Here is a 6560-nt window from a genome sequence, read left to right as displayed (position 1 = left end):
GGGGCGGGCGCGAGTCGGTCGGGCGCCAAGCGGCGCCAGCGCCTAGTCCTCCGAGTAGACGCTCGGCTTGAGCACTGCCACAAACGGCAGGGTCCGGTACTTCTCCGCCCAGTCGAGTCCGTAGCCCACCACAAAGTCGCTGGGAATGTCGAAGCCGACGTAACGCACGGATATCTCGACCTGCACCGCATCCGGCTTGCGTAGCAAGGCGGCGACCTCAACCGACTCGGCCCCGCGCGAGCGAAGGTTGCCCAGCAGCCACGACAGCGTCATGCCCGTGTCGATGATGTCCTCCACGATGAGCACGTGGCGACCGGTGAGGTCGGCGTCCAGGTCCTTGAGGATTCTCACCACGCCGGAAGACTTGGTTCCCGATCCGTACGAGGACACCGCCATCCAGTCCATCTCCACGCTGGGCGGCAGGCGCCTGGCGAGATCTGCCATCACCATGACGGCACCCTTCAGGACCCCGACCAGCAGGACCTCCTTGCCCTCGTAGTCCTCGCGAATCTGCGCTGCGATCTGGTCGAGCTTGTCGCTGATCTGCTGCTCGGTCACCGCGACACTGGTGAAGTCGTCCATGGAGAAGGCGGCGTGGGCGAAGTCAGGGCTCACTCTTCGGTTCCGTTCTGGTCGGGTTGGTCGAAGCGTTCTAGGGGCTGGGTGATGATCAGCCTGCCATACTCCCGCCTGGCCTCGTAGCCACCTGGCAGCGACACAGCACCCTGCCCTGAGTACGTGGTGACCAGGCGGTCGAGTGCGGCCACATGCGAGGCGGCGAGCGGTCGCGCTCCACTGTTCTCCGCGAGCATCTTCAGCATCCGCGTACGGATGGCGTCGGGTAGCGCCGCGAGCATGTCGCAGCGCCACTCCTCGCCAGCCACCTTCGTCTCGGTGTTCTGGATGGCGGTGCGCGCTTGGCGCTCCAGTTCGTCGGCGTCGGACTGCAGCAACGCCGCAGATCGCGCCAACCCAGAGACGACGCCGGGGCCAAGAACGTCGACCAAGGCGGGCATCACGATGCCGCGCAAGGCGGAACGGCGTGGTCCGCCATCAGGCTCGTTCGTGGGGTCGAACCACGGCTCGAGGCCCAGCGCCTCGCACGCCGCGAGGGTGTCCTTGCGCCGCAAAGACAGGAAGGGGCGCACGTAGCGGCCCCGCTTGACGGCCATTCCGGCGAGTGCCCGCGCCCCAGACCCCCTGGCCAGCGCGAGCAGCACCGTCTCCGCCTGGTCATCCATCGTGTGGCCGGTGAGGATGTGCGGCGTGAGGCCGCCTTCGAGGTCCGCGCGTGCGTCGAGAGCGGCGTACCGTGCGCGCCTGGCGGCGGCCTCAAGACCGCCCTCGCGGCCCACCACCACCTTCTCCACATAGGCAGTGACGATGCCTGCCGCGCGCACCTGGGCGATCGCCTTCTCGGCCACGACGGCCGAGTCAGCAGATAGTCCGTGGTCGACGACAATGGCGCCGACCAGGAAGCCTTCCTTGCGGGCCACGAAGCTGGCGGCCGCGGCCAACGCCAAGGAGTCGGGACCTCCCGAACAGGCCACCCAAATCTTGGCGCCCATGTCGACGCCGTCCAGCGCCTCGCGCACGGCGTTGCGCGTCGCCGCCACTGCAGGATGCGGTCCGGTCACGCTTCTCCTTGGGTGGTTGTTGCTGTGGCGTCGGGCGGGGCGGTCACTGCTGACACCCACATTGTGCCAAGGCATCCACAAATGCGTCGATCGCCGCCCGCGGACGGTCCTGACCATAGGGCATGCCGTCGGCAAGCACAGCGAAGGTGAGCGGCCTGCCCTGCTGAGTGAAGACGATTCCCGAGAGCGCCGTCACCCCTGTCAGTGAGCCAGTCTTGGCGCGCACCACTCCAGCGCCAGGCGTTGACGTGAAGCGGTCGTCCAGAGTGCCGGACAGCCCAGCCTCGGCCAGCCACCCCGGCAAGTCGTGAGTCGTCTCCGCAAGCGCCGCCGCGCGCAGGCCCTCTGCCAGCAGGCGGGGCGGGATGCGGTTGCGGACCGAGAAGCCCGCCCCGTCGTAGATTTCCAGTCCCGTCAGGTCGAGTCCCAACTCGCCGAGCGCCGCACGCACCGAAAGCATTGCCTCGTAGGGCACTGCCCGGCGCCCGTCGTGCACTGCAAGCACCCGCGTGAGCACCTCCGCGATGGTGTTGTCGGACTCATGCAGCATGTACTCGACAACTGCGCTCAACGGCGCGGACTCGACAACACCTACTTGAACGCCAGCGGACCCTGCGCGTGCGGACACGCCCGTCACCGCGATGCCGCGCTCGTCGAGTCTCTTGGCAAACACGTCTGCGGCGCGGGCGGCGGGATCTGGCCACCGCTGGGCGTAGTCGTCGTCCGTCATCTTGCCGACGTTGACGGCGAGCCCCGTGACTGGTGCCGCATAGCCGTTGCGCAACGCGTATGCGGGCCACTCCGTGGGGTAGGCGGGGCCGGGGAACAGCGAGGTGTCGTAGCCAATCTTGATACGCGTGACACCGTCGGCCTCGAGCGCGGCAGCCACCTGGTCAGCCAGGTCACCCACACCCGCAAAGCCCACTGGGTCGGCGCCGTTGCCCGCGTCTGCTGCCAACAGCATGTCTCCGCCAGCAACCAGCACCACCTCCCCGCGCGCCGCGTCGTACGTGGCCACCGTCTTCAGCGTCGCGTCCGGCCCCATGGCGCCCACCACGGCGATCGCCGTCAGTACCTTGGTGGTCGATGCGGGCACTTGGCCGTCCGCCGCGTCGACGTCGACCAACACGTCGCCGGTGATGAGGTCGATCACGGAGATGTTGACCGACGTGCCCGTGCGCGGGTCGTCGCGGAGTCCTTGGGCGAGGCCTTGCAGCACGGCGACGTCTGGAACCGGCGCCGACGCGTCGAGCAGCGGCCACACATCCGTGCCGGGGGCATCGGCGGGGTCAACGGCCGACGCGGTGAGGAACGGCTGAGGCGGGAGCGGTTCAGGAGAGGTCGTGATCCAGCCAGGTACCAGGTCGGCTGAGTCGGCGTAGGCATATCCGCCCAGGGCAGCGACCACGGTGAGCGGCACAAGTGTTGCCGCCATGATTCGTCTCCGCACGCGTCACCTCCCGTTGGCATGAGACTATGAGCCCAGCAATCAGACTCTACGCGCGGGAAGTGGCATGGAATTCAACGTCACCGTCGAGATCCCCAAGGGATCACGGAACAAGTATGAGGTGGACCACCACACGGGCCGCATCGTGCTCGACAGGATGCTGTTCACGTCCACCAGGTACCCAGACGACTATGGCTTCATCGACGGCACTCTTGGCCAAGACGGCGACCCCCTCGACGCGCTGGTGTTACTCGAAGAGGCCACCTTTCCCGGCTGCCAGATTCGTTGCCGCGCACTCGGCATGTTCCGTATGCGTGACGAGGCGGGCGGCGACGACAAGGTGCTGTGCGTCCCCGTGGCCGACCAGCGCGCCGCGTGGCGGCAAGAGATCGCCGACGTGTCGGACTTTCACCGCCTTGAGGTGCAGCACTTCTTCGAGGTCTACAAGGACCTCGAGCCAGGCAAGTCAGTCGAGGGCGCCCACTGGGTGGGCCGCGAAGAGGCAGAGGCCGAGATCACGGCTTCGATGGAGCGCGCCAAGGGCACGCCCTTCGAGCACATGAACCCGTTGGTTCCACCGCAGCATTAGGGACTGGCCGTGGGGCGCGTGCCGGTAGGAGCACTCGCCAGGCGCTCCGTCCCTTCTCGGTACTACGGCCGTCCCGCGTACGGGATCAGGTTATTGATGCGCCACGAGGCGTCGTACGCCCTGACCTGGGAGACGTTTCCCGGGCTCGTGGCCTCGGCCACCATGCCGTTGCCGACGTAGATGGCCACGTGATAGATCGCCGAGGTACTGCGGTTGGTGCCGTAGAACACGAGGTCGCCCGGTCGCATCTGTGACAGCGGAACGTGGGTCACCGCCGCGTACTGGGTGCGGGAACTGCGCGGCAGGGTCACTCCTTGCGAGCGCCACGCCGCGTAGGTGATGCCGGAGCAGTCGTAACTGGGGCCGTTGCCGCCCAAGAGGTACGGCGCTCCCATGAGGGTGAGCGCGAGATCCGCTGCGCCCTGGCCCTGAGCCGCCGACGTCGACCATGAGCCCGACGTCTCCCCTGGTGGCGGGTTGGTCGCTGGCGGGTTGGTCGCTGGCGGACTCGTCGTGTTCCCTGACGTCCCGCCATCGGAGCCGGTACCCGGCTGCTGCTCGGTGTCCGCGACAGCATCATCCAAAGCCTCGCGATCGCGCTGAGCGCGCGCGGCCGCCAAACCTGCCTGGCGCTGTTGCTCCAGTTGGAGGGTCGTGTTCTGGAGTTGCGCGAGCCGCGCCAGTGCCGCCTCGTGGGTCTCTTGCGCATCGGCCACAGCCTGCTCGGCGACGCGTTGGGCGTCCTCAGCCTTCGCGAGCGCCACGGCGGCAGCGTCGGCGGCCTCCGTAGCCTCTTCCGCAGCGTCGGCGGCAAAGTCGCTCATGGTGCCTGCAACCACCTCGGTGGCGCGCACCTCTTGAACCACGGAGTCGACCTCGGCGGCCGCACGGCTGTGGTCCTCGGAGCGGGCGATCACATCCTCAAAGCCGTCAGCGCCTAAAATCGCCTCGATGGAGGTGAACGAGCCGCCAGAACGGTAGGCCTCCATCGCGATCGCACCCAGGTCGCCACGTGCGGCGTCCAAAGCCCCAGCGGCAGCATCTGCCCGCGCGGCTGCGGCCACAGCCTGGCGCTGAGCACGCTCGGCATTCTCCTTGGCCTCGACGTACAGGTCGGCGGCAAGGAGCGCGGCATTCTCCGCATCGGCGCGGGCCTTCTCAAGCTGGACGACGGCTGCGTCAAGTTCGGCGACGGTGGTTGCGGCGTCGGCAACGGCGACCTTTGCGGCGGCGATGTCAGCCAGACCTGGGTAGTTGTCGGCGTCGGCGACTCGCGGCGCACTCGCGACCGCAGCAACGGCGATCAACGCAATCGCGCACGCCAAGGCCACGGGGTGGGCCCAACGCCCCAATAGCCGGTTTGTCACCTTCCGTACTCCTTTGCCCGATCTCTGGCGATGGTAGACGGGATGCGGCACGCGGCGAAAGTGCACTGTGGCAAGTTTAACGCGCCTTCAGTGGTTATCGGCGTGGGCACAGAGGTACTTGAGACCCAAAGACCAGTGGCCCTGCTTCGCCCGGCCCTCTTCCCCGTGCCCCCTTGCCTTAGGGTGGTCTCGGCATGGATGACGACGGCATCGAGACAGACGCGTGGGCTGCGGACCAGGGTCCGGCGGCCGACGCTCCCTTGCCCGCGTCGGCCGCGTGGCGCGAGGGCGATCATCCTGGCCGACGCAGCTTCCTGAGACTGGGAGACCTTCCGCTTGAGGCCGACCCCATGGGCGTGCTGCCAGGCACGACGCTCGCGTACGAGACGTGGGGCGAGCTGAACGCGGCTGGCGACAACGCGATCTACGTGGCGCACGCGCTCACGGGCGACAGCCACGTGTGGGGCCCGTCAGAGCCAGGCCACCACACCGGCGGATGGTGGAACGCCATGGTCGGACCGGGCCGGCCCATCGACCCCGCCAGACACTTCGTGGTGTCTGCGAACGTCATCGGCGGCTGCCAGGGTTCCACGGGGCCCGCGTCGGCCCACCCAGTCGACGGCAAGCCGTGGGGTTCGCGGTTTCCCTACGTGACGATGCGCGACATGGTGGCTGCCGAGATTGCCCTGGCAGATCACCTGGGAGTGGACAGGTGGCGGCTCATCACCGGCCCTTCGATGGGCGGCATGCGCGCCATCGAGTGGGCCGTGACGGTGCCAGAGCGAGTCGGGGCGATCGCGCCGGTCGGTTCGACTGCGGCCACCACTGCCGACCAGATCGCGTGGTCCACCTCGCAAGTCGCCGCCATCAGCGCCGACCCCAAGTTTCGTGGTGGCGACTACTACGACGCGGCCGACGGCGACGGGCCGCATGTGGGGCTCGGCATCGCGCGCATGATCGCGCACACCACGTACCGGTCAGAGGGCGAGTTGGCCGATCGCTTTGGGCGCTCCTTCCAAGGCGACGGCGACCCCATCGGCAAGGGCGGGTTGTTTGCCGTGCAGTCGTACCTGCGACATCACGGGCGCAAACTCGCGCGGCGCTTCGACGCGAACACGTATGTGCGGCTTGCACAGGCGATTCAGTCCCACGACGTGGGCAGGGGCCGTGGTGGGGTCGAGACTGCTCTGGCGCGCTACACGGGCCCTGCGCTCGTGATTGCGGTCGACTCCGACCGGCTCTATCCGCTCAAGAACTCGCAGTTGCTGGACCTGGGGCTATCGGGATCGAGCGGCGTCAAGGTGGTGCACTCGCCCGTTGGTCACGACGGGTTCTTGGTGGAGTCCGGGCAGCTCAACGCGTTCATCGCGGAGTTCGAGGCGGGGCTGTAGGCGGCACGAGCAAGGTTCCTTCCCCTGGCGGCGCCTGGGATGGGCTGAGCGCGAGACTTGCCATGGCGCGGCCACCGACCCTAGAGTACGAGCCATGTTCCGCCGAATGTGTCGCTAGTCAAGCGCACG

Annotated in this window: 6 protein-coding genes; 2 read left to right on the top strand and 4 right to left on the bottom strand. The window is 67.8% G+C overall.

Annotated features, from left to right (window positions below; translation table 11 throughout):
• Window positions 1–42: 42 nt before the first annotated feature.
• Genes hpt through dacB form a run of 3 tightly spaced genes read right to left on the bottom strand, consistent with a single transcriptional unit; the run spans window position 43 to window position 3072 of the window.
• On the bottom strand, window positions 43–582 hold the full coding sequence (hpt, locus tag QZZ33_RS07745) for a hypoxanthine phosphoribosyltransferase (protein ID WP_291379202.1): 540 nt from the start codon (window positions 580–582) through the stop codon (window positions 43–45).
• A gap of 29 nt (window positions 583–611) precedes the next feature.
• Window positions 612–1637 (bottom strand): tRNA lysidine(34) synthetase TilS, encoded by a 1026-nt coding sequence (gene tilS, locus QZZ33_RS07740; protein WP_291379201.1) that lies wholly within the window; start codon window positions 1635–1637, stop codon window positions 612–614.
• Window positions 1638–1680: 43 nt separating this feature from the next.
• Complete coding sequence (gene dacB, locus QZZ33_RS07735) at window positions 1681–3072, bottom strand: D-alanyl-D-alanine carboxypeptidase/D-alanyl-D-alanine-endopeptidase (protein ID WP_291379200.1); 1392 nt, start codon at window positions 3070–3072, stop codon at window positions 1681–1683.
• A 79-nt stretch (window positions 3073–3151) separates the two neighbouring features.
• Here dacB and QZZ33_RS07730 point away from each other — a divergent pair, with 79 nt between their 5' ends.
• Window positions 3152–3673 (top strand): inorganic diphosphatase, encoded by a 522-nt coding sequence (locus tag QZZ33_RS07730; RefSeq protein ID WP_291379199.1) that lies wholly within the window; start codon window positions 3152–3154, stop codon window positions 3671–3673.
• Between the two features lie 62 nt (window positions 3674–3735).
• Here QZZ33_RS07730 and QZZ33_RS07725 read toward each other — a convergent pair whose 3' ends face one another.
• On the bottom strand, window positions 3736–5040 hold the full coding sequence (locus QZZ33_RS07725; RefSeq protein WP_291379198.1) for a C40 family peptidase: 1305 nt from the start codon (window positions 5038–5040) through the stop codon (window positions 3736–3738).
• A gap of 194 nt (window positions 5041–5234) precedes the next feature.
• Between QZZ33_RS07725 and QZZ33_RS07720 the strand changes: the two genes are divergently transcribed.
• Complete coding sequence (locus QZZ33_RS07720; protein ID WP_291379197.1) at window positions 5235–6431, top strand: homoserine O-acetyltransferase; 1197 nt, start codon at window positions 5235–5237, stop codon at window positions 6429–6431.
• Window positions 6432–6560: the final 129 nt, after the last annotated feature.

Source organism: Demequina sp. (assembly GCF_016278775.1).
Classification (GTDB): Bacteria; Actinomycetota; Actinomycetes; order Actinomycetales; family Demequinaceae; genus Demequina.
The sequence above is the reverse complement of the archived record's forward strand: the minus strand, read 5'-3'. Positions and strand labels throughout refer to the sequence as shown.

Coding starts and splice junctions, on each gene's coding strand:
- QZZ33_RS07720 (WP_291379197.1), top strand. CDS start 5,235: ATGGATGACGACGGCATCGAGACAGACGCGTGGGCTGCGGACCAGGGT.
- dacB (WP_291379200.1), bottom strand. CDS start 3,072: ATGGCGGCAACACTTGTGCCGCTCACCGTGGTCGCTGCCCTGGGCGGA.
- QZZ33_RS07730 (WP_291379199.1), top strand. CDS start 3,152: ATGGAATTCAACGTCACCGTCGAGATCCCCAAGGGATCACGGAACAAG.
- hpt (WP_291379202.1), bottom strand. CDS start 582: ATGGACGACTTCACCAGTGTCGCGGTGACCGAGCAGCAGATCAGCGAC.